This is a genomic window from Streptomyces sp. NPDC051214 (assembly GCF_040682375.1).
In the GTDB taxonomy this organism is placed as follows: Bacteria; Actinomycetota; Actinomycetes; order Streptomycetales; family Streptomycetaceae; genus Streptomyces.
Genome location: NZ_JBFBAT010000004.1, coordinates 155,692 through 177,845, shown reverse-complemented (window position 1 = coordinate 177,845; position 22,154 = coordinate 155,692). Strand labels below are relative to the sequence as shown.

Genomic DNA, 22,154 nt, shown 5'->3' with positions numbered 1-22,154 from the left:
TATGAGTCACACCATCTCGGGCTGCGGGTCCGGGGGCCGGAGCGCCGGTGCGGGCTTCGGCTCCCACGCCCCGGTGGTCCGTACGTAGCCGTAGATCACCGAGAGCATCGACACGATGACGAGAGGGCCGAACACCCACGGGTGGGCGGCCATCTCCATCGGCAGCCAGCGGTACGACACCAGGAGCGCGGCGAAGACGGCCGTGCCGTAGGCGACCAGCTGGACACCCGACCGGTGCCAGCCGCGGTCGAACGTGCGCAGCCCCGCCTCGACGGTGAGCGCGAACACCACACCGGCGACGAGGTCCACGCCGTAGTGGTAGCCGAAGCCCAGCGTCGCACCGAACGTGCAGACCAGCCAGAACGTTCCCGCGTACCGCAGCAGGCGCGGGCCCTTGCGGGAGTGGATGAAGATCGCGGTGGCCCACGCCGTGTGCAGGCTCGGCATGCAGTTGCGCGGGGTGATCCCGTCGTACGTCACCGGGTGCGGGAGGCTGACCGGCGGCAAGGTGTGCGGCCACAGGTCGGCCACGGCCCACTGGACGCCGCCGGTGCCGGAGGTGCCGGGGCCGTAGGCGAAGATCGGCCCGACCACCGGGAAGATCATGTAGAAGGCGGGCCCCAGGAGGCCGATCAGCAGGAACGTGCGCACGAGGTGGTGGCGCGGAAAGGCGCGCTCGGCCGCCACATTGCGCAGCTGGTACAGCGCGACGGCGACGGCCGCCACCGCGAGCTGGGCGTAGACCAGGTCGAGCACATAGGTGCTGACCGGCCCGGAGGCCTCGAGCAGCCTTCCCGCCAGCCACGACGGGTTGCCGAGCGCGTGATCGGCCATCGCCACATAGGGGTCGAGCACGGTCGGGCGGGTCTTCGACGTGATGAGCAGCCAGGTGTCACCGGTCTTGCGCCCGGCCACGAGCAGCAGCCCGAGCCCGACGCCCTTGAGCAGCAGAATCCGCTCCTCACCGGTGCGGCGCGTGAGCGCGAAGACCGCGCAGCCCAGCATCGCCCACAACGCCCCGTTGCCGAAGAACTGCCCCTCGGGCACATCGGCGTCCACCGCCCACCGCACCGCCACGAAGACGACATCGACGCCCACCGCGAACCCGGCGGCGACGAACCGCTGTCTCCAACTGAGCACCACCATCATCAACGCGAGCCCGCCGTACAACGGCCCAGGCTTCGGCGGAAGGACCACCTCCCGCACCTGATTGGTGATCGGCCCCGCCACACCGCCGTAGCGACGAGCGGCGATCTCCAACGCGACGAGAAACACGAGGGCCACCGTGGCCGCGGCGGCCCACAGGATGGTTCTGCGGCTTATTCGCGGGGATGTCCGCGAAGGTATGGGTATCAATTGTCTGGCCGATGTGGTCGATGCTGTGGTGGTCGATGCTGCGGAGCAGATCGAGGGCGCTGGTCGCGAGGCCGATCATGCCATTGGGCGGACGGGCGTCTACAACCAGTCCCGGCGCTTGAAGATGAAGTACAGGCTGACGCAGACCATCGCCATCAGGCCGATCGCGAAGGGGTAGCCGAACATCCAGTGCAGCTCCGGCATCTCGTCGAAGTTCATGCCGTAGATCGTTCCGACCAGGGTCGGGGCGAAGAGGATGGCGGCCCAGGACGAGATCTTCTTGAAGTTGTCGCCCGCGGGGCGCTGACCTGCGCGGACTTGCTGGTGACCCGCTTTGATCTGGGGCGATGGCCATTTCCGGCTCTTTCGTCGTGCTGCCGGTTTGTGCGGTCGATTCTCCCCAGGCGCTCCCCAACGAGGCTTCGTTCTCCCCAGATTCTCCCCAGCCGTTCCGGCGGGGAGGGCGATCCGAGGGTTTGCTCGGACATGGTTGGTCCGTCACTCATCGTGTTGGTGAGGGCGCCGCGCCAATGAGGGCGTGAGGGCGGCTAGACGCTCGGCTCGTCCGTATCGGGCGTCCAGTTGCCCCGGGCGTCGAATGGCCAAGGGTGAGTGTGAAGGTCCCCTTCGAGGAACTCACGCAGAGCTTCTCGGGTGGCGGGTGGATCCTGTGGGGCGAGGAACGGGGAGCTGAGTGGGTCGAGTGTCGCCGCGTACGCTTCGGCCCACTCGAGCCATTCCTGTTCGGCTGCCGACATCGGGTCGTCCGTGCGAGAGTGCGCAGCCCGGCACAAGCCCCTGATCTCGATGGCCTGGCGCCAGGCTTGTGCCTGTTCGACCAGAGCCTTGGCTCGATGCTTCTTGATTTGATTCCGCCGAGCCTGTGCGATCACCGCGTACCACTGGCGCCGCTGTTCGGCCTCCCGGAGTTCCCTCTCGCGTTGTTGGCGTTCTGCTTCCGCTGCCCGGTCTTCGAGATCGCGCAATAGGTGGCCCAGACGGGACTCCAGGGTCCAGCGGGCACCGTCGCCATGTGCATGGGAGCTCTGCCAACGGTTCCGCACGGGTGCACCGATGGAAAGGCGGCCGTTGAACTCCTCGTCGTACTTGGGGATGCGTGTCCAAGGATTGCGCTGCTGCTGTCGGATCTCATGAGGGGTTGGTTCATGGGGGACCTTGGCCTTCTGCTCGGTGATGGCGAGCGAGAAGGCGCGTCCCCGGATGATGATGACGAGGTCATGCTCGGCCTCGCCGCGTTGAAGTTCGCTCCGCGTCTCTACCTCGTAGCCGCGGTTCTCCGCCTCGTTCAGCAAGGCGTGCATGATGCGTAGGGCCCGATCCACGAGGCCACGCGATGTGTGGAGAGGGATCACGTCGGCCTTGTCGCGGGTATCGACCACGGTCTGGGAGCGGCCGAGAGCCTTGCGAGTAGCACGGACGAGACGGTGTGGATTGTCCAGCGTGTCAGGGACGTCGATGGACGGCACGGGGGGAGGCTGGGCGGCCCTCTCGGCTTCCTCATCGACGAGAGTGAAGACGCAATCCCCCCGTTGCCGGCCCGACCAGCGCAGTTTGTGTCCTTCGGGCAGGTGTCCCTGGTGGAGGGCGTCGAAGTACGCGGCCCTCCACCGTCCTCGCGTCTTGGGGCCTGGATCGCTCACAGTGAGCTTCCCGGCAGCTGATCTCAGGCGAGTGATGAGATCGGCTCCACCCACAGGGGCGAGAGCGGCCTGCCCCGAATCGCCCTTCAGACGTTCCTTCTCGGCCCGTACCTCCTGGGGATGCCTGCCGTGCTTGAGGTAGTAGCGGCCGTCTGCGGTCACGATCGCGACGTCCGGGCCCCTGCTGGTCCAGCTGCGTTTGATCAGGCCGCGTTGCTCAAGGGCCCAAGCCGTGTTCGAGCTCTTCGACGGGACGGGCAGTGCGCCCGAGGAAGCTGCAACCTCGCGAAGCAAGCTCACCTGTTGTTCCGTCAAAACATACTTCACGGGTTCGCCCCCAACTCGCTGTGGCTGGGCGGCCAACGTATGGCGTCGAGGAGAGTTTGGTGAGCCCTCGTCCCACGGAAGGGTGGCTCGCAGGGGCTTGGGGCTCCCCTGAGTGGCCCGCTGGTGTACGGAACAGCCCACGGTGGTTTGGGGCCGCCCTGACGCAGGTAAGCCCCGCGACAGGACCATGCTCGGGTCCACCGAAGCTGCCCCAGGCGCTGGCCGCTACTCGGAGGCACGTGAAGACTCGAACCCACAACCAACGGATTAAGAGTTTTGGAGGGCCGTCCGGACGAGTCCGGGCGGCCCTTCTCGGTCCGAGGACACCTGGTCAGGCCAGGTATCGGTTGTTGCCTGATCCGTCGGAGAACAGGCAGTGGGGCGCCGTCCGCTCACGCATGTACTGGCCTACCACCTGCAGATTCCCCAGCCAGGCAGTTGACGTGCCGGATCGCAGGAGCGCTCGCTGCCAGCCAGAAGCACTTACGCGCGACATCACGACGCGGTGGAAGAGACGACGGTCCACCGGACTTGCCTCCGTGGCGGCCGGCCCTCTTGTGCTGGTTCAGCTCTGGGGTGGAGTGATGGAAGGACGTCCGCTTGCGCGCCATTCGGGTGCATCCGCGTCCTCGTGGAACTCCAGCAAGTGCTGACCCGCGTAGCGGGCGAGGGCATCGCGGACCTCGTGGGGGCTGACGTGGAAGAACTCCCGTCGCAGGTTCACCCGATTCACCTTGCGGCCGTCGAACTCCTGGTGGAGCTGCCGCTCCAGGCCCACCGCATCCTCACTGAATATCAGCGCGTGGACATCGAAGCGGAACGGAACGGACGCATCACCGAGCTCATTGACGCGCTCCATGGGGTCGAGCCGCCGTGTTAGGCCGATCTTGACCATGTTCTCGCCGAAGGCGCCGATGTTCGAGATCACATAGACGTATCCGGCACGGACATTGGCCTCGCGGTAGTCGACCGCCGCGACGGCGGCATCGATCTCGTCCAGCTTCTCGCGCAGTTCTGCGAGAGCGGCCGCGTTGGCCGTCCCCGACGCCCGGAGGCGTTGCATGGCGTTCAGATAGTGGCGGCGCTCCTTCTCTAGTCGGGCGCGCTCGCGCTCGATCTCTCGCCGCAGCTTTTCCTCCTCGCGCTGCTGCTCGCGCAGCTCCCTGCGCCGCTGTTTCTCCTCGTCCTGTTTGGCCAAGTAGTCTGCGGTCAGCTCCAGTTCACGTACCCGCAGGCCGTGGTACTCGGGGGTGACCTCGATCTGCATCGTCTTGCCGAGACGAGCGATGGTTTCGCGGGATTTCGTGAGCCGGTCGACGAGTGAGGCCAGCCGGTGCGGGCGCATTCCGCGCACTGCCGCATCCGCCTCCGCGTTGTAGGCGCGCAGCATCAGCTTCGAAAAGTCGCGGACCATCTTCCGACCCTCGGAGAGAGAGCCGTTGACGGTCCAGTGTGTGGCCTTGCGAACAGCCCCGCCGTTGCGAGCGAGCGTCTTGTACCTGTCCTTGAGATTGGCGAGTTCAGTCTTATACGCGACCGCATCGGCCAGCGGGTGGCGGAACTCGTAAATGCCTGCCGACTGGAGCAGCAAGAGGTCGTCAGTGGCGACCAGCTCAGCGCGCGCTTGATGCAACTTCTGCTCAGCTTGCTGCGTCTCGTTTTCGAGCTGCGCGAGCTTGCACTGTGCGTCGACCGTCAGCGCTTCGGCTCGTTCCGCAGCGTCCGCCACCTTGGAGTCGAGTACGGAGTCGATGCGTTCGACCTCGGCGACACGCTGGGCATACACCCGACGGATCCGCTGTTCCTCTTGCGCGAGGTGAGCGGTGTCGGCGCTCACCAGGGCAGCGAGCTGCTTGTACAACTGCTCGTTGGCGGCCTGCTCCTCGGCGACGCGGGCCTCTGCGTCACGTACCTCTTCAGCGAGCCGAGCGGCTTCCGCCTCCGCCTGCTTGCGACGCCGTCCGAAACGGCTGCCCGACCGCGGCCGAGTGGACTGCGTGTCGGGCGCATCCCAGGCGGTTCCGGCCGCAGAGGCGGGCGGAGAATTCGAGAGCGAATCGCCAGCGACAACCTTGGATTGCTCGGGCATGGGTACCGAAGGTGCCGACGGCTGCGAGTCTCCGCCCGCAACCCTCCCGTCGGGCTGAGGGACCCATGACCCGAGTCGCTCGTCGATCAGTTGGCCATCCTGTTTGTCGATCCCTTTGATTTGCGAGGTCCCGACCCCCGTGGTCACGGTCAGGACACCCCGGGACCAGCCACGACTCCAGTTGACTGCGGTGATCTGTTCACGAGGGAACTCGTCCATGCGGTCTAGCCCCCATGCCTGGACCCAGAAGAACAGCCGCTGATTGGTGAGAACCAGTGCCCCTTGCTTCCCGAGGAACAATCCGGTCGCGAGTACGTCGACATGCTCCGTCGGCTTCAGCACCTGTGGCAGCGAGGAGAGAGAGTCCTGTACGCCAGCGGATTCCCCGCTCATACGGGCGAGCGCGGCGTCGAGGTCGGGGCGATTGGTCTGCATGGCCATAGGGCTTTCCAGGGTGCGCAGCACCCCCCTCCAGTTTGGAGGCTGAAACCGCACATGGCCAGTGGTGATGGGTCCACGACGTGGGGGTACAAGCCCTAGATGGGTATCAATTCGCCGGTGCAAGCATGCCGTGCATCGCGCCGAGGAACTTGTCCGGGCGCTGCCTGGGAGACCCGACCAGAAACGATCACCGGAGACGCATCAATGGCCTGACCTGGATTCCGGATCAGGCCATTGACCTGGCACTTCTTTGCGGACGTCTGGTGGCATGCCCCGAAGGTGGGGGCGTGCCGTAGCGCCGGAGGCGGGCCGCCAGCGAGGATGCCCGTCATGAGCACGGACCAGACCCTCCACCCCCTCCGGCCGGCGCGCTCGGGGCCTGCGGTGTTCGGTGCGGGAGCGGCTATCGGCGTTCTGGGCGGGATGATCGGGCTGGGCGGCGCCGAGTTCCGCCTGCCGTTGCTGATCGGCCTCTTCGGATTCGTCGCGCTCTCGGCCGTCATCCTGAACAAGGCGATGAGCCTGGTCGTGGTCCTGGTCGCGCTGCCCGCCCGGCTGGCCGCGGTCCCGGCCGCCGAGGTCGCCGCCCGCTGGCCCGTCGTGGTCAACCTGCTGGCCGGCAGCCTCGTCGGCGCCTGGGCGGGAGCGTCCTGGGCGGTCCGCCTGCGCAGCACCACCCTCTACAAGGTGCTGGCGGCCCTGATGGTCCTTATGGCCGCCGCGCTCGTGGCCGCCCACACCACCACCCTGGACGCCCTCGCGCTGCCCCTCTGGGCCCAGATCCCCTCCGGAGTCGCAGCCGGGTTTTGCATCGGAGTCGTCGCCGCGTTCATGGGAGTGGCCGGCGGTGAGCTGCTGATCCCGACGATCGTGTTGCTGTTCGGCGAGGACATCAAGACCGCCGGAAGTCTCTCCCTGCTGGTCTCCCTACCGACCATGCTGGTCGCGTTCGCCCGCTACAGCCGTGACGGCAGTTTCGCCGTCCTCGGCGCCAACCTACGCTTCACGGCGGTCATGGCCGCCGGCTCGGTCGCAGGAGCCGTGCTGGGCGGACTGCTCCTGGGAGTGTTCCCAGACCTCGTGCTCATCCCCGCGCTGGCAGTGATTCTGCTCGTCTCAGCTTTCAAGCTCGCCCGTCACGACTGAGCTGCGCCCCGGGTGCCTCCCGACATCATGAAAATCGACTCCGGCCCGATTCAGGTGCCTTCCAGACTCGTGAACTACGGACTTCACGACTCGTGAATAAAGCCAGTGCGGTGGTGGACTAAACCAACCAAGTCGTGACTCGCATCGCAGTCGTCACCGGAGAGCCGCCTACGTCGCGTACTACTAGTGATCCATCACCTGGCACAACGGCGCGGCCCGTCCGAAGCCAGGGACGGCGACCGCGCCGATGTGGGGCTCAGGCGAGAGCGATGGCCAATTCCGGCACGACGTCGACTGCCTGCTGGGCGGCCAGGTACCGCTCGGCGTCCAGGGCTGCGGCTGCGCCGGTGCCAGCGGCGGTGATCGCCTGCCGGTAGGTGTGGTCGACGACATCACCGGCCGCGAACACGCCGGACAAGCTCGTACGTGTCGTCGGTGCGGCGACCGTGATGTAGCCCTCGGCGTCGAGGTTGAGCTGTCCGTTGAACAGCTCGGTGCGCGGGTCATGGCCGATCGCGATGAACAGCCCCGTGACATCGAGGTCGCGGGTGGTGCCAGTGATGACGTCGCGCAGGATGACGCCGGTGAGCATGCCGTTCGTCTCCTTGATCTCGGCGATCTCGCTGTCGAAGGCGAAGGAGATCTTGTCGTCGGCGAAGGCCCGGTTCTGCATGACCTTGGAAGCCCGCAGGGTGGAGCGGCGGTGGACGACGGTCACGGAGCGGGCGAAGCGAGTGAGGAAGGTGGCCTCTTCCATGGCCGTGTCGCCGCCGCCGACCACGACGATGTCGCGGCCCTTGAAGAAGAACCCGTCACAGGTCGCGCACCAGGACACCCCGCGGCCCGAGAGCTCCTCCTCCTTGGGCAGGTCGAGCTTGCGGTAGCCGGAGCCGGTCGCGATGATCACCGTTCGTGCGCGGTGGACGATGCCGGCAGAGTCGGTGAGCAGCTTCACCGGGCCGCTGAGGTCGACCTCGACGATGTCGTCGTCAATCATCTCGGCGCCGAACTTCTCGGCCTGGGCCCGCATTGTCTCCATCAGTACGGGGCCGTCGACGCCCTCCGGGAAGCCGGGGAAGTTCTCGACTTCGGTCGTGGTGGTGAGCGAGCCGCCGACGAAGATGGAGCTGCCGAACAGCAGCGGGCGCAGCTGGGCGCGGGCGGTGTAGAGGGCGGCGGTGTATCCGGCGGGGCCGGAGCCGATGATGATGACCTCGCGTATGTCGTCTCTGCTGGTCATCCCGCTCACGCCTCCTGCGGGGCGTCGATTTCGGCGATGAGGGCCTCGATGCGGGTCTTGATCTCGTCGCGGATGGGGCGGACGGCGTCGACTCCCTGGCCGGCCGGGTCTTCGAGGGCCCAGTCGAGGTACCTCTTGCCGGGGAAGATCGGGCAGGCGTCGCCGCAGCCCATGGTGATGACGTAGTCGGACGCCTGGACGGCCTCGGTGGTCAGGACCTTGGGCTTGGCGGCGGAGATGTCGATGCCGACTTCCTTCATGGCCTCGACGGCGGCTGGGTTGACCTGGTCGCCGGGGATCGATCCGGCGGAGCGGACCTCGACGCGGTCGCCCGCGAGGTGGGAGAGGAATCCGGCGGCCATCTGCGAGCGTCCGGCGTTGTGGACACAGACGAACAGCACGGAGGCGAGCGGAGCGGAGGACATGCGTTCTTCCTTCACGAAGAGGATCAACAGCTGGTGCAGGATGCGGGATTCAGTTGCCCGGCAGGGTGGCGAGCAGGTCGGTGATGTGTGCGTCGATGGCGTCGCGTATCTGCCGGACGACGGCGATCGGGGCGCCGTCGGGATCGGGGACGGGCCAGTCGAGATAGCGGCGGCCGGGCACCACGGGGCAGGCATCCCCGCAACCCATGGTGATCACGATGTCGGCGGCCTGGACCACCTCGTCGGTCAGCGGCTTCGGGTACGCCTCGGCGAGGTCGACGCCCGCCTCGATCAGGACCTGGGCGACGCCGCGCTCCACCTCACCGGCGGGCTGGGTGCCCGCCGAGAACACCACCACGTGGCCGCCCGCACGGTGGGCGAGCATGGCGGCGGCCATCTGTGAGCGTCCGGCGTTGTGGCTGCACACGAACAGCACCCGCGGCAGCCCGCTGCCCGGGGCTCCCGCGACGTGTGCGAGGGCTTCCAGCCGCTCGCCGGCGAGCCGTTCGGCCAGCAACCAGGTGGGTGCGCACTCGGGCGGTGGCGGCCAGGCGCCGGTAGGAGTCGGCGATCAGGACCTGCACGGTCTCTACGGCGAAGCGGCCGGCATGCCAGGTGGCGAGCCAGGCGGCCCCTGCAGCCAGGCGCTCATCAGGCAGAACGGGCAGAGGCGAGGGAGAGGCGGACATGGAAGACCCCTTCGACGGGCCTATAGGTCAGTACGGGCTGGTATCAGCTCCGGGTGATGTGACAGTATCAGCCCATGATGACGTCAGTCGACACTGAACTGATCCGGGTGCTTGCCGACCCGCTCAGGCTGCAGATCGTGACCCTGCTCGCCCACGAGACGCTGTGCACCACCCACCTGGTCGAGGAGACCGGCGCCCGCCAGACCAACCTCTCCAACCATCTGAGAGTGCTGCGCGAGGCGGGAGTCGTGGAGACCGAGCCGTGCGGCCGCTTCACCTACTACAAGCTGCGCCCGGACGTCATCGCTCAGCTCGCCGGTCAGTTCACCGAGCTGGCCGAGAGTGCACGCAATGCCGCCGATAACAAGAGGGCCTGCCCGTGACCCGCACCGAAGCACCCGCGACGACGACGGAGGACTCCTCCGTCGTCCAGAAGTTGTCCACCCTGGACCGCTTTCTCGCCGTCTGGATCCTGCTCGCCATGGCCCTCGGCCTCGGCCTGGGCCGCCTGATCCCGGGCCTGAACGACGCCCTGGCCAAGGTGGAGATCGGCGGCATCTCCCTGCCGATCGCAGTCGGCTTGTTGATCATGATGTATCCGGTGCTGGCCAAGGTCCGTTACGACAAGCTCGACGCGGTCACCGGTGACAAGAAGCTCATGGTCTCGTCGCTGGTCATCAACTGGATCCTCGGCCCCGCCGTGATGTTCGCGCTCGCCTGGATCTTCCTGCCGGACCTGCCGGAGTACCGCACGGGCCTGATCATCGTCGGCCTCGCCCGCTGCATCGCCATGGTCATCATCTGGAACGACCTGGCCTGCGGCGACCGCGAGGCTGCCGCCGTGCTGGTCGCCCTGAACTCGGTTTTCCAGGTCATCGCCTTCGGCCTGCTGGGCTGGCTCTACCTCGATCTGCTGCCCGGCTGGCTGGGCCTGGGCGACGGCGAGCACCTCGACATCTCCATGTGGAAGATCGCGCTGAACGTCGTCATCTTCCTGGGCGTCCCGCTCCTGGCCGGATTTCTCACCCGCCGCATCGGCGAGAAGAAGCTCGGCCGCGAGACGTACGAGTCCAACTTCCTTCCGAAGATCGGCCCGTGGGCGCTCTACGGACTGCTGTTCACGATCGTCATCCTCTTCGCCCTGCAAGGGAAGACGATCCCCTCGCAGCCGCTGGACGTGGTCCGCATCGCGCTGCCGCTGCTGGTCTACTTCGCGATCATGTTCTTCGGCACGTTCCTGCTCGGCAAGGCCATCGGCCTCGCCTACGACCGCACCGCGACCCTCGCGTTCACCGCGGCGGGCAACAACTTCGAGCTGGCCATCGCGGTCGCCATCGCCACCTTCGGCGTCACCTCCGGCCAGGCACTCTCGGGCGTGGTCGGCCCGCTCATCGAGGTACCGGTCCTGATCGCGCTCGTGTACGTGTCGCTGGCCTGGCGCAGGAAGTTCGCGCCGTCGGCGATCACCACGTCGGCATGACCCGGCAGACCGATGTGGTGGTGATCGGCGGCGGCCAGGCAGGGCTCGCCGCCGGTTACCACCTGCGCCGCCAAGGCGTGGACTTCGTCATCCTCGACGCCCAGACCACGCCAGGCGGCGCTTGGCAGCACGCCTGGGACTCGCTCCATCTGTTCTCCCCGGCAGCGTATTCGTCGCTGCCGGGGCGGCCGATGCCGGTGCAGGTGGGTGAGGTCTACCCAGGCGCAGGGCATGTGGTGGAGTACCTCGCCGCGTACGAGCAGCGGTACCACCTGCCCGTCGTGCGCCCGGTGCGGGCGCGTGGCGTGCACCGGGACGGGGCCTTCCTGCGGGTCGAGTCCGACAGCGGTACGTGGCGAGCCCAGGCTGTGATCTCCGCGACGGGCACGTGGTGGCGGCCGTTCTTGCCCGCCGTCCCGGGCCGCGCGGACTTCGCCGGGCGCCAGCTGCACACAGTCGAGTACCGTTCCCCGGCCCACTTCGCCGGACAGCGCGTGGTGGTCGTGGGCGGCGGCAATTCCGGTGCTCAGATCGCTGCCGACCTCGCGTGCAACACTGAACTGACCTGGGTCACCCAGCGTCCGCCCCGTTTCCTGGCCGACGACATCGACGGCCGTGCCCTGTTCGACGTGGCGACCGCCAGGCGCCGTGCGCTGGAAAGCGGCCAGACCGACACCGGTGGCGTGGCCTCGCTGGGCGACATCGTGGCCGTGCCACCCGTCCGCGCGGCCCGCGACGCCGGACTCCTCAAAGCCCAACCGATGTTCACCCGCCTCACTCCGGACGGAGTCGAGTGGGCCGATGGCACGCGCGCCGAGGCGCACGCCGTCATCTGGTGCACAGGCTTCCGCCCCGCGCTCTCCCACCTCGCCCCGCTCGGCCTGCGCGGGCCGCGCGGGCACATCCCCACCCTCGGCACCCGGTCTGTTGCCGAACCGCGCCTGCACCTGCTCGGCTACGGCGACTGGACTGGGTCGGCCTCGGCGACGCTGATCGGTGTCGGCCATCCCGCACGGGAAGCGGCACAACAGAGCGCCGCACTCGTGCGTTGATCACCGGCCGGGCTGTCCGCTGTCAGGCGGTGACGAGCGTCGCGTTGTCCACCCAGCGGGCGAGGAGGCTGAAGGCCGCGAGCTGTTCGAGCGCCTCGTTCTCCGGCAGTTCGGGCAGGCCGTCCTCATGGCTGTTGGGGTTGCGGATCCCGGCGTAGCAGCCCTCCGCGAAGGCCATCGCCCCGCGGTGAACGCTGCGATAGGTATCGCTTCCGTCATCGGGCATCAGCCGCAGCCGGGGCTGGTCCGGTTTGGGCGCTTCCAGCGAGTACACACGCTGGAAGAGCTTCGTCTCGCCGACGTCGCGGCGTGCAATCTTGTTCTGCGCCTCAGCGTTGACTTTTCGGGCCGCCGCTGTCACCGCTTCCCGGAAGTGGCCGCTGCGCCACAGTGCGCGAGCGCCTTCCCACACCCAGGGGTGCATGAGCCCCGCACTCAACTGCGGGGCATCGTCGCCAAGGCGCGCGCGGATCTCGGCGTCCCGCGCCAGGGCCACGTCGGCCCGCTGGGCTGCCTCGCGATGCTGGGACCAGCGGTTGACGGTCTTGTTCCGGCTGTCGGACACCTCGCTGCGCCAGCGCGGGAGGACACGGTCGAGGATCTGCTCGACCACATGCGCGCTGGCCACGATCTCCGACGGCGAGCCCCGGTTGGAAAGCTGGCTGCTGACACTCAGTACGCCCGGCGGATCGGCTGGGCGGTACATCGCCGTCAGTTCGATGAACTTGGCCAACTCGGCGCGCGCCCAGGGGATATCGATGCTCATCGCCCCATGGTGCCCGGCGTCACTGACAAACCGGGGAGCAAGAGGCGAGAGCGCGCCCCTCTCAGTCGAACGTCTTGAGTATCTGCCCCATCGCGGCGACCACCGACGGCTCGACCTTGTAGTAGACCCAGGTGCCGCGCCGCTCGGAGGTGAGTAGCCCGGCCTCCTTGAGCTTCTTCAGGTGGTGGGAGACGGTCGGCTGGGAGACGCCGACATCGGAGATGTCGCACACGCACGCCTCCCCGCCCTCGTGCGAGGCGACCGCCGAGAACAGCCGCAGCCGCACCGGGTCGCCGAGCGCCTTGAACATCTTCGCGGTCCGCTCCGCCTCCTCGGCTGTGAACGGCCGCTCGGTCAGCGGCGGGCAGCACGGCGCCACTGTTTCCGGCTCCAGCGGCGGCAGCACCTTCGTGTTCGACATGCGTCTATGTTGACACATGTCGAATCAGAGGGGGAGGGGCGGCGCCGTGCGCTCGCGCGCCGCCCCTGGAAGGTCGGTGATTACAGACCGGCGGCGGCCGGGGCCTTGCGGACATGGGCGGCCAGCGGATCGATCACGTACTCGGCGTCCCGGCCGACGCCGCGCAACGTGTTGGAGGCGAAGGACCGCTGGAACTCCAGGCCGAGATAGACCAGCCCGGGATGCGTGACGGAGATGCCCCCGGCGTGCAGCGGTGCACCCTGATCGTCGAGCGCGCCGAGCTTGGCCAGGTAGTCGAGGTGGGGCCGGTACCCGGTGGCGAGCAGCACCACGTCGGCCTGCTCCCTGCTCCCGTCGCTCCATACGACCTCATCGCCGTCCAGGGCGGTGAACATCGGCCGTCGCTGAAGCCTCCCCGTCTCCAGAGCGTCCTGGTACTCGCCGGTGTCGAGGACGAGGGTGCCGCCGACGTAGTGGATCAGCCAGTGCGGCGGCAGGTGGTCGAAGCCGGTGGCCGTCAGCCAGTGGGTCAGGTCCTTGCCGTCGCGGATCTGCGGCAGGAAGCGGACGGGGGCGCGGGTCGCCAGGGTCACCGCGGCCACCGCGGCCAGCTCGTAACCGACCTGGACGGCGGAGTTGCCGCCGCCCGCCACCACGACCCGCTTGCCCGCATACGGCTGGGGGCTGCGGTAGTCGGCGACATGCAGCACCTCGCCGGTGAAGCTCTCCTGGCCGGGCAGGTCGGGCAGCAGTGGGTTGCCGAAGGCGCCGCTCGCCGCGACGATCCCGGCCGCGCCCAGACGGCGGCCGTCCGCGGTGTGCAGGATAAAACCGGCGGCGTCGCTCTCCACGCTCTCGACGCGGGCATGGGTGCGGATCTCCGCATCTAGTCGGTCCGCGTAACGGGCGAGGTAGTCCACGACCTCATCGCGGTGCGGATAGCGGTCCCCGTCCCCGGCGAACGCCAGGCCCGGCAGGGCGCTGAACCCCGCGGGCGAGAACAGCGTGAGGCTGTCGTAGTAGCCGGGTCACGACCCGGCCGCCTGCCCGGACGCCTCCAACACCACCGGCGCCAGCCCCCGCTCGCGCAGGAGGTGCGCGGCGGCCAGCCCGGACTGCCCGCCCCCGATGACCGCGACATCGACGTACTCCATGAACCCAACCCCTTGTTTCGACGAACGCCTATGTTGTCGCTTATCGAATCAGGTGCCATGCTGGCCGCACAAGCCATCGACGAACGTCGAAACAAAGGAGTCGCCGTGACTGCGCCGATCAACCACGTGCCCACCACCACCGAGCTGCCCGTCGTGGTCGTCGGGGCCGGTCCGATCGGTCTGGCCGCCGCCGCCCACCTCGCCGAGCGCGGCATGACGCCGCTGGTCCTGGAGGCCGGGGCGTCCGCGGGCGCCGCGGTGCGCGAGTGGTCGCACGTGCGGCTGTTCTCCACCTGGGGCGAGGTCGTCGACCCGGCCGCCGAAAAGCTGCTGGCCCCCACCGGCTGGGTGAAGCCGGACGGCACCACCTACCCCTCCGGCGGCGACTGGGCCGAGCAGTACCTCCAGCCGCTCGCCGACGCCCTGGGCGAGCGCGTCCGCTTCGGTGCCACCGTCACCGGCGTCTCCCGCACCGGCCGCGACCGCGTCGTCGACGCCGACCGCGAAGCCCAGCCCTTCGTCGTGCACTTCACCACCGCCGACGGCCGTGAGGAGCGCGTCTTCGCCCGTGCGGTCATCGACGCCTCCGGCACCTGGGCCACCCCCAGCCCGGCCGGCGGCAGCGGACTTGCCGCCCTCGGGGAGAAGGCGGCAAGCGACCGCATCACCTACCGCGTCCCCGACCTCAAGGACCCCGCCGTCCGCGCCCGGTACGCGGGCAAGCGCACCGCTGTCATCGGCTCCGGCGCCTCCGCCTTCACCGCCCTCGCCTACCTCGCCGACCTGGCACAGGCCGACGACGGCACCGGAACGAAGGCACTGTGGGTCCTGCGCCGGGGCATCTCCGGTTCCACCTTCGGCGGCGGCGAAGCCGACCAGCTCCCCGCTCGCGGGGCGCTGGGCCTCGCGGCCAAGGCCGCCGTCGACAACGGATACGCCGACGCCGTCACCGGCTTTCGCACCGAGACCATTGAACGCGACACTGACGGCAGCCTGCTGCTGATCGGCGAGGACGGCCGCCGCCTCGACGCGGTCGACGAGGTCATCGTCCTCACCGGCTTCCGCCCCGACCTCACCTTCCTGGACGAACTGCGCCTGGGCCTCGACGAGCGCCTCCAGACCCCCGTCGAACTCGCCCCGCTGATCGACCCCAACCAGCACTCCTGCGGCACTGTCTACCCGCACGGCCACCGCGAACTGTCCCACCCCGAGCAGGGCATCTACTTGGTCGGCATGAAGTCCTACGGCCGCGCCCCGACCTTCCTGGCCATGACCGGCTACGAACAGGTCCGTTCCGTCACCGCAGCCATCGCCGGCGACCTCGAAGCGGCCGACCGCGTCGAACTCACCCTCCCCGAGACCGGAGTGTGCGGCGGCGCCGGACTCTTCGACCAGCCCGAGGCTGCCGAGCAGGCCGACGGCGGCGGCTGCTGCGCCCCGGAACCCGCGCTCGTCCAGCTCGGCGTCGGTGCTCCGGCCGCAACCATCGCCGAGGAGACACCGGCGGGCGGCTGCTGCAGCTCGTGACCAGCCTTAACACCCCTCAGCGCGGGGCCGCGACCGGAACAGGGGACCGGTCGCGGCCCCGCGCCGCGCTGCCGGCGCTGTGCGCCACGCAGATCACCAGCTGGGGCGTCGTCTACTACGCCTTCCCTGTACTGAATCCGCAGATCACCGCCGCCACCGGCTGGCCCGTCGGGGCGACCACGGCGGCCTTCTCCGCCGCCCTGCTCGTCTCCGCGCTCGCCGGGATACGCGTCGGCAGGATCCTCGACCACCGCGGCCCGCGCGCCGTGATGACTGCCGGATCGGTCCTTGCCGTACTGAGCATCCTCATCGTGGCCGCCGCCCCCAACCTGCCCGTCTTCACTGCCGGTTGGCTGCTCGCCGGACTCGCCATGGCCGCCACCTTCTACCAGCCCGCCTTCGCCGCCCTCACCCGCTGGTGGGCTCCCGGCCACGTCCGCGCCCTCACTATCGTCACCCTCGCGGGCGGCCTCGCCTCCACCATCTTCGCCCCCCTCACCGCGGTACTCGCCGACCACATGTCCTGGCGGGCGACGTACGCCGTGCTCGCCCTGGTCCTCGCCGCCGTGACCATCCCCGCCCACGCCCTCGCCCTCAACGCGCCCTGGCCAAAGGCGCTACCCGCCCCCGACCATATTGCTGGCAGCGCCGACCAGGCGGCCCGCAGTCGACCCTTCTGGATGCTGGCCGCCGCCCTGACACTGTCCGCGTTCAGCGCCACCGCCGTCGTCATCGCCCTCGTGCCCCTGCTGCTCGAACGCGGCTTCACCACCACCGAAGCAGCCTGGGCCCTCGGCCTCGGCGGCGCCGGACAAACCCTCGGCCGCACCCTGTACGCCGCCCTCGCCCGCCGCACCACACCCACGGCCCGCACGGCCGCGCTCATCGCACTCGCGGGACTCACCATGGCCGCACTCGCCCTAGCCGCCGGCCCCTACCCACTGTTGGTCACCCTGTCGGTCACGGCAGGGATGGTCCGCGGCAACCTCACTCTCCTCCAGGCCACCGCTATCACCGACCGCTGGGGCACCACCCACTACGGCCGCCTCTCCGGCGTCCTCGCAGCCCCCACAACCGCCGCCTCGGCGCTCGCCCCCTTCGCCGGGGCCGCCCTGGCTGCTCCGCTCGGTGGGTATCCCCACCTCTTCGGACTTCTCGCGCTCCTCGCCGGGCTGGCCACACTCATCGCGCTCGGGAGCAAGCCGCGCACGCCCAGAGACCACCGGTAGCAGCAGGGATCCTCATTCTTCGTAGCGAGGCGAGCACCTGGGCGCGGCGGCCGTGTCACCGAAGGACAGCAAACGGCTCCCAGGAAGGGAACTCATCAGAGTCCGGTGACGGGCTGCCCGGTGAGCGCTTGGGCGACCTGCCACAACATGCCGCCCCGCGATGCCTTCGTCAGGACAACGTCTCCAGGGCGGAGGAGAGAATCGACGTAGGCTGCGGCGGTTGCGTTGTCGGCGACGATCGCCACGTCTGGCACGCCTGCTGCGCCCGCAGCGAGAGCGAGTTGCTTTGCGAGGTCCCCGCCGACCGCGACGACGAGATCGACGCCGTTCTCGCCGGCCATGCGTCCTACTGCCCTGTGGGCCTCCAAGGCTTCGTCGCCCAGTTCCAGCATTTCCCCGAGCACTGCGATTCTCCGGCCGCCTTCTGCTTCGGTCATGAGGACGCTCCGTTGCGATTGAGGGGCGCGAACGTGATGGCTCGGCCTGTGTAGGAGGGCGCGACCCGGCTCAGGGGGACCCTGTCGTTGTTCTGTCCCCACGCGGAGGGGTCGCGGATGAAGATGGTCGGGTCCGCCCCGTCCTCGTAGCCGCGCGCGAGGACGAGATGGCCACCGGCCCGGCCGTCGTCGGGGAACTGCTCGGTCACCGACATGATCAGCGGTGCTTCTTCCAGGCGGGCGACCAGGCTTTCCGCCGCGATTGGTTCGGCCCGGGCGGGGACTCCGAAGTCGGTTGCCAGGTTGGCGATGCCGGCATGTAGTGCTCCACGTGGGGTCAACACCTCGTGCTTGACCGCGAGCTTCAGCAGCTCTGTGACTGTCGGTGCTTCACGGCCGTAGGCGAGAAGGATCATTCTCAGCGACGCGAGGCCGCACGCCCGGTTGGACCACTCGGTCCGGTCTCCCAGTGCCCACCCTCCGTGGAGATCCCATTCGGCGGGAGCGATGAGCTGTCGGCACATGGGGACGTCGTGGACGCGTGGCACAGCGGCGTGCTCCTACAGTGAGACGGCAGCCTCCCGTGTCGGAGTGGAGCTGACGAATGCGGGAGTGGGCAGGGGGACATCGTATGGCGGGCGGGTCAGGGCCTCGTGGAGCATCGCCAACACGATGTCTGTGTGCGTGAGCCCGACCATGGCCCCGCCTACGGCGAAGTTGCTGTCACGCGACATGCCTGGCGTCGTGTTGACCTCCAGCGCGTGCACCTGGTCTGTCTCGGTGAGGATGAAGTCCACCCGAGCGGAGCCGCGCAGGGCCATCCCCTCCCACATTGTCTTGGCGTAGCCGGTGATCTCGGCCAGCAGTGCGGGCTTCAGGTCGGCGGCCCTGACCGTTACAGCGCCTCTGGAGTCCGCATCGAGCTTCGTATCGGCGTCGTAGAAGTCAGCGTCAGCGACTTCGGTAGCCAGTGGTGGGCAGACGAGTACCGCGCCTCCGGGCAGCTCCAGCAGTCCTACGGTGAGAGGGATGCCGGGGACGTAGTCCTCGACCAGTACGGGATCTCCCTCATCGCGGGCAGCGTCCGCCAGGGCCAGCGGAAGGGCCGCCTGGTCGCGGACCAGGCTCATGCCCACGCTGGAGCCGCCGAAGGGCGGCTTGACCATCACGGGTGTCCCGGTCCAGCCCGCTGGGCCTCCTGACCACACCCACCAGCCGGGCGTCGGGACGCCCAGGCTCTCCATCACCCGCTTGCAGAGAACCTTGTCGGCAGCCACGGCCGAGGCGGCGACGCCGCTTCCGCAGTAGGGCATGCGGATGTAGTCCAGGAGCCCTTGCAGGCGTCCGTCCTCGCCGAACGGGCCGTGGAGGTTCGAGAGGGCCACGTCGTATCCGGCCAGTTGCGGGATGAACGTCGGCTCGCACGGGTCCAGGACCTTCCATCGGGCGCCGATCTCCTCCAGCGCCCCGGACAGGGCTGTCACCGAGCGCTGTTCCACGGGACACTTCGAGTGGTAGAGCCGATCCTCAAGGCTGACCGGTCCGTAGACCAGGGCGACGCCGAGCCCTTGCCGGTTCTCCTGCCAGTCGCGAAGCGCTTGGACGGCCTGCTGCACGGCCTTGCCGGAGCTGGTGTCGAGGAAGAGCGTCATGCGAGTACCCCTTCGAAAGTGCGAGTGACGGGTCCGCCGACCCAGTGCGTACGCGTCGGCCGGTTGGCGTGCGGGCGTACCGTCAGTGGCTCCCCGGCCTGGTTGTGGACGGTGACGGAGCGCTGAGCGACCAGCCCGCGCATGGTGGCGATGACGACTGCAGCGACCGCTCCACTGCCGCAGGACAGCGTTTCGGCTTCCACGCCGCGCTCGTAGGTGCGGATCCTCAGCTCTTGACTGCCAGCGGACTGGACGAAGTTGACGTTCGTGCCGAGCGGGGCAAGGTCCGCATGGTGGCGGATGAGGCGGCCGACCGTGAGGGTGTCGATGGCGTCCACGTCATCCACGACCGCGACGACGTGTTCGGTGCCGGTGTGCGCGCTGTCGAACCAAGTCGGCCTGCCGTTGATGACGGCCTGAACACGTCGCGGATGCACAGCGCCGACTTCGGCCGTGACCCACACGGCGTCATCACTCACGACGGCTTGGTGCGTCACCCCGGCCATGAGGAGGCCCATTGTCGTGAGGCCGTGATCTTGACGTGCCAGCCACGCGGTACAGCGCAGGGCGTTGCCGCACATGGTCGCGGTCGAACCATCCGCGTTGAAGCACGCGACGTCGAGCAGGGCGGGGTCCGTGCTGATCAGCCTGCTGATGACTAGGCCGTCAGCACCCACGCCGGTCCTTCTGGCACAGAGCTGTTCGGCCTCCTTCGCCCAGTTGTTGTCGCTCTCCGGCGCGGGGTCGGAGAGGAAGACGAAGTCGTTCCCCGCTCCGTGGATCTTGCGAAAGCGCATGGCGAAGCTCCTCATTCCGGTGAGGTGACGGCTCTGCGTTGGTATGAAGGGGCTGGCGGAATCAGGCGAGCTCGATGGGCCGATACGTGATCGTCGACTCCCTCATGACCCACGGAGGATGTCCGTCGAAGATCAGAACCCGCTGCGCTGCGGTGCCGGCGGCCCGCATGTCCTGGACCCGCAGGAACATGTCGTCGAGGTGCACGAAGTCGCCGATGTGGACATCGCTTGGCGATCGCAAGCCGGCAGTGGTGCCGAGCGGGGCGGGTGGGGGAGCCGAGTCAGTACGGCGCCGCTCGTACATTCAGCCCCTCCAGATGGCTAGCAGCAGCGCCCCGCCCAGTGACAAAAGGCTGGCTACGTGAACGACTTGTTCTCTACGGGGGCTCATGCGGCCCCTGCCAAGTGGCCGTGGAGACGCTCGCGCACCGATGGGATGCCGATCTCGGCTATGGGCACCCAGGCCGCAGCGCCGGTCTCGATCATGGTCGGGAAGATGGCCCCCGAGTGGGCGCGGAAGAGATACCGGAAGCCGACCCTGATGCGAGGGCCGTACTCTCGTGGGGCCCTGGCGACATCGACCAGGAAAGGTCCATCGCTGCCGGGCTCCGTCCAGACGTCGCGGATACCGGCTTCTTCGGTCAGTAAGCGCAAGGCCGCCCCACTGAGTGAGTCGTCCTGGGGCTCTGGGGCCAGCTCGGCGAGGGAGTAGCCGCCACCGTGCCGCAGGGACAGCACGCGGTTGAGTTCGTCCACGACGACCGCCCCCGCCATCACCAGAGGGCAGCGGTGGTTGTGGAGACAGGACCCGCGTTGTGCGTGATCACGCGCAGCGTCGTACAAGGGCATAAGGGCCATCGTCTCGGCCGGGTGCTCGTGGATGTAGTGCGCGAGCTCCTTCACGATCTGGTCGTCTCTGATGCTCACGGGGCACCCAGCCTGTTGTGCTGGGTGTAGATCCACAGCAGCCGTCGCGTGAGCTGGGCGCTGTCTCGGAGATAGATGAAGGCGTCGAACGAAGGGGTCTCTGCGGTCGGGCGATTCGTGTAGTCGACGAGCTTGCGTCCCCGGTGGAGCAGATCGTGTACCTTCTCGTCCTCTGCCGCTCCCAGGTCCTCAACAAGAAGTCGGTTGAGGTGCCCGAGGATCACCGACGTGGAGCCGTCCATGTCCTCACGGGTGGAGGTGGCCATCTGCATGGCGAGGACCATGTCCGTGCTGACGGAGATCGTCTCTACATCGACCGGAAGAACTTCCGCCTCGGCATTGTCAGCTGCCGTCGGTTGCTTGCCTCTGTTTGCCACAGTCATCACCGCTTCGCCCTCCGGTGCACCTATTCCAGCCGTGCCAGTAACGCTAGGAAGGGCGATGGCAAGGGCTCTACGAATGTGCCGGAACTTGCCAGGGAATCACCTGAGCGATGCGATGGCCGCCGTAATCAGCTCGCGTGCCTTGACGCCGTACACCGCCAGCTCAGCCAGGTCGGTGAACGTCTGGGCGTACAGAGCGATTTCATGCTTCTGCGTAATGGTGAGATGGGCCGATACGAGCTCCACCTGGACGGTGTGGTCGTCGAAGAGGAAGAAGCCTTCGCACGGCCACAGGGCAGAGCGGTCGGCGTCTTCAGGGATGATGCCGATGCTTACCGAAGGCAGCGCTGCAGCGCTCAGTAGGTAGCCGAGTTGACCTGCCAGCACCTCGGTTCCACCGATGCGCTTCCGGAGTGCCGACTCTTCCAGGAGGATCGCGAATCGGTGGCTGCCGTACACGATCTCCTGCTTGTCGACCCGAACCTTCACGGCCGCCGGCACATCATTGATGAGTCCGCGCCGGCTTTGGATGGAAGTCAGCAGGGCGTTGATGTACGAGGCGGTTTGTACGGGGCCCGGGACCAGCGCGTGCGAGTAGATCCGGAAGCGCTCGGTTCGCTCCCACAAGGGCAGCACGGATTCCTGGGCCTGCTTGAGGCCGGAGCGCTCCATCTTGCGCCAATCGACGTACATGCCGTCGATTCCGCGGGCAGTGGAGACGAGATCCTCAGCAGTATCCGCAGCACCGCAGGCTGAAGCCCAGCCTCGGAGGTCGGCCTCGGAGGGCGCGCGCGTGCCGCTCTCGAAGCGTGAGCACTTTGACTCGTGCCAGCCCAGGAGGGCGGCCAACGCCCGCTTGGTTAGTCCGGCGTCATTCCGGATCTCGCGCAGGCGTTGGCCGAGGGCCCTGCGTGCTTCTTGGACACTCGAAGATGGCGAGGTCATATCGCTGAGA

General features: G+C 68.1%; 25 protein-coding genes and 1 pseudogene. 6 read left to right on the top strand and 20 right to left on the bottom strand.

The annotated features are described in order from the left end of the window. Positions 1 to 6 precede the first annotated feature (6 nt). The 4 genes and pseudogenes from AB0M70_RS12055 to AB0M70_RS12040 all read right to left on the bottom strand — a co-directional run bounded on the left by AB0M70_RS12055 (position 7) and on the right by AB0M70_RS12040 (position 5,898). A complete protein-coding gene (locus tag AB0M70_RS12055; protein ID WP_365819803.1) occupies positions 7 to 1,308 on the bottom strand; it encodes a phosphatase PAP2 family protein in 1,302 nt (433 codons plus the stop codon). A 147-nt stretch (positions 1,309 to 1,455) separates the two neighbouring features. After that, positions 1,456 to 1,638, bottom strand: a pseudogene (locus AB0M70_RS12050) (CorA family divalent cation transporter); the annotation flags it as partial. A gap of 266 nt (positions 1,639 to 1,904) precedes the next feature. Beyond that, the gene (locus tag AB0M70_RS12045) at positions 1,905 to 3,344 is read right to left on the bottom strand and encodes a hypothetical protein (protein WP_365819116.1); all 1,440 of its coding nucleotides are present in this window, start codon (positions 3,342 to 3,344) and stop codon (positions 1,905 to 1,907) included. A 565-nt stretch (positions 3,345 to 3,909) separates the two neighbouring features. Continuing rightward, entirely contained in the window at positions 3,910 to 5,898 is a 1,989-nt protein-coding gene (locus AB0M70_RS12040; protein WP_365819114.1) for a DUF4041 domain-containing protein, read from the bottom strand. Positions 5,899 to 6,204: 306 nt separating this feature from the next. Here AB0M70_RS12040 and AB0M70_RS12035 point away from each other — a divergent pair, with 306 nt between their 5' ends. Next, on the top strand, positions 6,205 to 7,020 hold the full coding sequence (locus AB0M70_RS12035; RefSeq protein WP_365819112.1) for a sulfite exporter TauE/SafE family protein: 816 nt from the start codon (positions 6,205 to 6,207) through the stop codon (positions 7,018 to 7,020). Positions 7,021 to 7,276: 256 nt separating this feature from the next. Here the strand turns inward: AB0M70_RS12035 and trxB are convergent, their stop codons facing one another. The 4 genes from trxB to AB0M70_RS12015 are packed head-to-tail and all read right to left on the bottom strand — an operon-like array spanning position 7,277 to position 9,374. Continuing rightward, positions 7,277 to 8,260 (bottom strand): thioredoxin-disulfide reductase, encoded by a 984-nt coding sequence (trxB, locus tag AB0M70_RS12030; protein ID WP_365819110.1) that lies wholly within the window; start codon positions 8,258 to 8,260, stop codon positions 7,277 to 7,279. A 5-nt stretch (positions 8,261 to 8,265) separates the two neighbouring features. Then, positions 8,266 to 8,685: an arsenate reductase ArsC gene (locus tag AB0M70_RS12025; RefSeq protein ID WP_365819108.1), complete on the bottom strand. Its 420-nt coding sequence runs from the start codon at positions 8,683 to 8,685 to the stop codon at positions 8,266 to 8,268. Positions 8,686 to 8,734: 49 nt separating this feature from the next. Next, the gene (locus AB0M70_RS12020) at positions 8,735 to 9,082 is read right to left on the bottom strand and encodes an arsenate reductase ArsC (protein ID WP_365819801.1); all 348 of its coding nucleotides are present in this window, start codon (positions 9,080 to 9,082) and stop codon (positions 8,735 to 8,737) included. Beyond that, positions 9,006 to 9,374, bottom strand: coding sequence for a hypothetical protein (locus AB0M70_RS12015; protein ID WP_365819106.1), 369 nt, complete (start codon positions 9,372 to 9,374; stop codon positions 9,006 to 9,008). The genes AB0M70_RS12020 and AB0M70_RS12015 overlap by 77 nt, the downstream gene beginning before the upstream one ends. 74 nt (positions 9,375 to 9,448) lie before the next feature. On the opposite strand from AB0M70_RS12015, the gene AB0M70_RS12010 reads away from it, so the two are divergent. The 3 genes from AB0M70_RS12010 to AB0M70_RS12000 are packed head-to-tail and all read left to right on the top strand — an operon-like array spanning position 9,449 to position 11,906. Continuing rightward, positions 9,449 to 9,757 carry a metalloregulator ArsR/SmtB family transcription factor gene (locus tag AB0M70_RS12010; RefSeq protein WP_365819104.1) on the top strand — a complete coding sequence of 103 codons (309 nt, stop codon included), beginning with the start codon at positions 9,449 to 9,451 and terminating at the stop codon, positions 9,755 to 9,757. Beyond that, entirely contained in the window at positions 9,754 to 10,854 is a 1,101-nt protein-coding gene (gene arsB / locus AB0M70_RS12005; RefSeq protein WP_365819102.1) for an ACR3 family arsenite efflux transporter, read from the top strand. The genes AB0M70_RS12010 and arsB overlap by 4 nt, the downstream gene beginning before the upstream one ends. After that, the gene (locus AB0M70_RS12000) at positions 10,851 to 11,906 is read left to right on the top strand and encodes an ArsO family NAD(P)H-dependent flavin-containing monooxygenase (RefSeq protein ID WP_365819100.1); all 1,056 of its coding nucleotides are present in this window, start codon (positions 10,851 to 10,853) and stop codon (positions 11,904 to 11,906) included. The genes arsB and AB0M70_RS12000 overlap by 4 nt, the downstream gene beginning before the upstream one ends. A 22-nt stretch (positions 11,907 to 11,928) precedes the next feature. Here the strand turns inward: AB0M70_RS12000 and AB0M70_RS11995 are convergent, their stop codons facing one another. From AB0M70_RS11995 to AB0M70_RS11980, 4 genes are all read right to left on the bottom strand, one after another. After that, positions 11,929 to 12,672 carry a TIGR02391 family protein gene (locus AB0M70_RS11995; protein ID WP_365819098.1) on the bottom strand — a complete coding sequence of 248 codons (744 nt, stop codon included), beginning with the start codon at positions 12,670 to 12,672 and terminating at the stop codon, positions 11,929 to 11,931. A 61-nt stretch (positions 12,673 to 12,733) separates the two neighbouring features. Beyond that, the gene (locus AB0M70_RS11990; RefSeq protein WP_365819096.1) at positions 12,734 to 13,093 is read right to left on the bottom strand and encodes a metalloregulator ArsR/SmtB family transcription factor; all 360 of its coding nucleotides are present in this window, start codon (positions 13,091 to 13,093) and stop codon (positions 12,734 to 12,736) included. 80 nt (positions 13,094 to 13,173) lie between these two features. After that, positions 13,174 to 14,061, bottom strand: a complete 888-nt coding sequence (locus tag AB0M70_RS11985) for an FAD-dependent oxidoreductase (protein ID WP_365819799.1) — start codon at positions 14,059 to 14,061, stop codon at positions 13,174 to 13,176. A 60-nt stretch (positions 14,062 to 14,121) separates the two neighbouring features. Then, positions 14,122 to 14,247 (bottom strand): FAD-dependent oxidoreductase, encoded by a 126-nt coding sequence (locus AB0M70_RS11980; protein WP_365819094.1) that lies wholly within the window; start codon positions 14,245 to 14,247, stop codon positions 14,122 to 14,124. A 57-nt stretch (positions 14,248 to 14,304) separates the two neighbouring features. On the opposite strand from AB0M70_RS11980, the gene AB0M70_RS11975 reads away from it, so the two are divergent. Both AB0M70_RS11975 and AB0M70_RS11970 read left to right on the top strand, forming a co-directional pair. Next, positions 14,305 to 15,774, top strand: a complete 1,470-nt coding sequence (locus AB0M70_RS11975) for an NAD(P)-binding domain-containing protein (RefSeq protein WP_365819093.1) — start codon at positions 14,305 to 14,307, stop codon at positions 15,772 to 15,774. Further along, the gene (locus tag AB0M70_RS11970; RefSeq protein WP_365819091.1) at positions 15,771 to 17,003 is read left to right on the top strand and encodes an MFS transporter; all 1,233 of its coding nucleotides are present in this window, start codon (positions 15,771 to 15,773) and stop codon (positions 17,001 to 17,003) included. Before AB0M70_RS11975 ends, AB0M70_RS11970 begins: the two co-directional genes overlap by 4 nt. A gap of 95 nt (positions 17,004 to 17,098) precedes the next feature. Here AB0M70_RS11970 and AB0M70_RS11965 read toward each other — a convergent pair whose 3' ends face one another. The 8 genes from AB0M70_RS11965 to AB0M70_RS11930 form a co-directional block, all read right to left on the bottom strand. Then, positions 17,099 to 17,440: a UDP-N-acetylmuramoylalanyl-D-glutamate--2,6-diaminopimelate ligase gene (locus AB0M70_RS11965; RefSeq protein WP_365819089.1), complete on the bottom strand. Its 342-nt coding sequence runs from the start codon at positions 17,438 to 17,440 to the stop codon at positions 17,099 to 17,101. Continuing rightward, entirely contained in the window at positions 17,437 to 17,964 is a 528-nt protein-coding gene (locus AB0M70_RS11960; RefSeq protein ID WP_365819797.1) for a C39 family peptidase, read from the bottom strand. The genes AB0M70_RS11965 and AB0M70_RS11960 overlap by 4 nt, the downstream gene beginning before the upstream one ends. Before the next feature lie 36 nt (positions 17,965 to 18,000). Beyond that, positions 18,001 to 19,092 carry an ATP-grasp domain-containing protein gene (locus AB0M70_RS11955; RefSeq protein ID WP_365819087.1) on the bottom strand — a complete coding sequence of 364 codons (1,092 nt, stop codon included), beginning with the start codon at positions 19,090 to 19,092 and terminating at the stop codon, positions 18,001 to 18,003. Continuing rightward, positions 19,089 to 19,889, bottom strand: a complete 801-nt coding sequence (dapF, locus tag AB0M70_RS11950; RefSeq protein ID WP_365819085.1) for a diaminopimelate epimerase — start codon at positions 19,887 to 19,889, stop codon at positions 19,089 to 19,091. The genes AB0M70_RS11955 and dapF overlap by 4 nt, the downstream gene beginning before the upstream one ends. 61 nt (positions 19,890 to 19,950) lie before the next feature. Further along, a complete protein-coding gene (locus AB0M70_RS11945; protein WP_365819083.1) occupies positions 19,951 to 20,130 on the bottom strand; it encodes a hypothetical protein in 180 nt (59 codons plus the stop codon). A gap of 146 nt (positions 20,131 to 20,276) precedes the next feature. Beyond that, positions 20,277 to 20,816 carry an NUDIX hydrolase gene (locus tag AB0M70_RS11940; RefSeq protein WP_365819081.1) on the bottom strand — a complete coding sequence of 180 codons (540 nt, stop codon included), beginning with the start codon at positions 20,814 to 20,816 and terminating at the stop codon, positions 20,277 to 20,279. Beyond that, positions 20,813 to 21,199 (bottom strand): hypothetical protein, encoded by a 387-nt coding sequence (locus AB0M70_RS11935; protein WP_365819079.1) that lies wholly within the window; start codon positions 21,197 to 21,199, stop codon positions 20,813 to 20,815. Before AB0M70_RS11935 ends, AB0M70_RS11940 begins: the two co-directional genes overlap by 4 nt. Before the next feature lie 99 nt (positions 21,200 to 21,298). Further along, positions 21,299 to 22,144 carry a helix-turn-helix transcriptional regulator gene (locus tag AB0M70_RS11930; protein WP_365819077.1) on the bottom strand — a complete coding sequence of 282 codons (846 nt, stop codon included), beginning with the start codon at positions 22,142 to 22,144 and terminating at the stop codon, positions 21,299 to 21,301. Between the last annotated feature and the right edge of the window lie 10 nt (positions 22,145 to 22,154).

Bases quoted from the DNA above. Each gene is read 5' to 3' on its own strand.
- AB0M70_RS12035 (WP_365819112.1), top strand. From the start codon at position 6,205: ATGAGCACGGACCAGACCCTCCACCCCCTCCGGCCGGCGCGCTCGGGG.
- trxB (WP_365819110.1), bottom strand. From the start codon at position 8,260: ATGACCAGCAGAGACGACATACGCGAGGTCATCATCATCGGCTCCGGC.
- AB0M70_RS12025 (WP_365819108.1), bottom strand. From the start codon at position 8,685: ATGTCCTCCGCTCCGCTCGCCTCCGTGCTGTTCGTCTGTGTCCACAAC.
- AB0M70_RS12020 (WP_365819801.1), bottom strand. From the start codon at position 9,082: ATGGCCGCCGCCATGCTCGCCCACCGTGCGGGCGGCCACGTGGTGGTG.
- AB0M70_RS12015 (WP_365819106.1), bottom strand. From the start codon at position 9,374: ATGTCCGCCTCTCCCTCGCCTCTGCCCGTTCTGCCTGATGAGCGCCTG.
- AB0M70_RS12010 (WP_365819104.1), top strand. From the start codon at position 9,449: ATGATGACGTCAGTCGACACTGAACTGATCCGGGTGCTTGCCGACCCG.
- AB0M70_RS12000 (WP_365819100.1), top strand. From the start codon at position 10,851: ATGACCCGGCAGACCGATGTGGTGGTGATCGGCGGCGGCCAGGCAGGG.
- AB0M70_RS11995 (WP_365819098.1), bottom strand. From the start codon at position 12,672: ATGAGCATCGATATCCCCTGGGCGCGCGCCGAGTTGGCCAAGTTCATC.
- AB0M70_RS11990 (WP_365819096.1), bottom strand. From the start codon at position 13,093: ATGTCGAACACGAAGGTGCTGCCGCCGCTGGAGCCGGAAACAGTGGCG.
- AB0M70_RS11980 (WP_365819094.1), bottom strand. From the start codon at position 14,247: ATGGAGTACGTCGATGTCGCGGTCATCGGGGGCGGGCAGTCCGGGCTG.
- AB0M70_RS11975 (WP_365819093.1), top strand. From the start codon at position 14,305: ATGCTGGCCGCACAAGCCATCGACGAACGTCGAAACAAAGGAGTCGCC.
- AB0M70_RS11965 (WP_365819089.1), bottom strand. From the start codon at position 17,440: ATGACCGAAGCAGAAGGCGGCCGGAGAATCGCAGTGCTCGGGGAAATG.
- AB0M70_RS11960 (WP_365819797.1), bottom strand. From the start codon at position 17,964: ATGTGCCGACAGCTCATCGCTCCCGCCGAATGGGATCTCCACGGAGGG.
- AB0M70_RS11955 (WP_365819087.1), bottom strand. From the start codon at position 19,092: ATGACGCTCTTCCTCGACACCAGCTCCGGCAAGGCCGTGCAGCAGGCC.
- dapF (WP_365819085.1), bottom strand. From the start codon at position 19,889: ATGCGCTTTCGCAAGATCCACGGAGCGGGGAACGACTTCGTCTTCCTC.
- AB0M70_RS11935 (WP_365819079.1), bottom strand. From the start codon at position 21,199: ATGACTGTGGCAAACAGAGGCAAGCAACCGACGGCAGCTGACAATGCC.
- AB0M70_RS11930 (WP_365819077.1), bottom strand. From the start codon at position 22,144: ATGACCTCGCCATCTTCGAGTGTCCAAGAAGCACGCAGGGCCCTCGGC.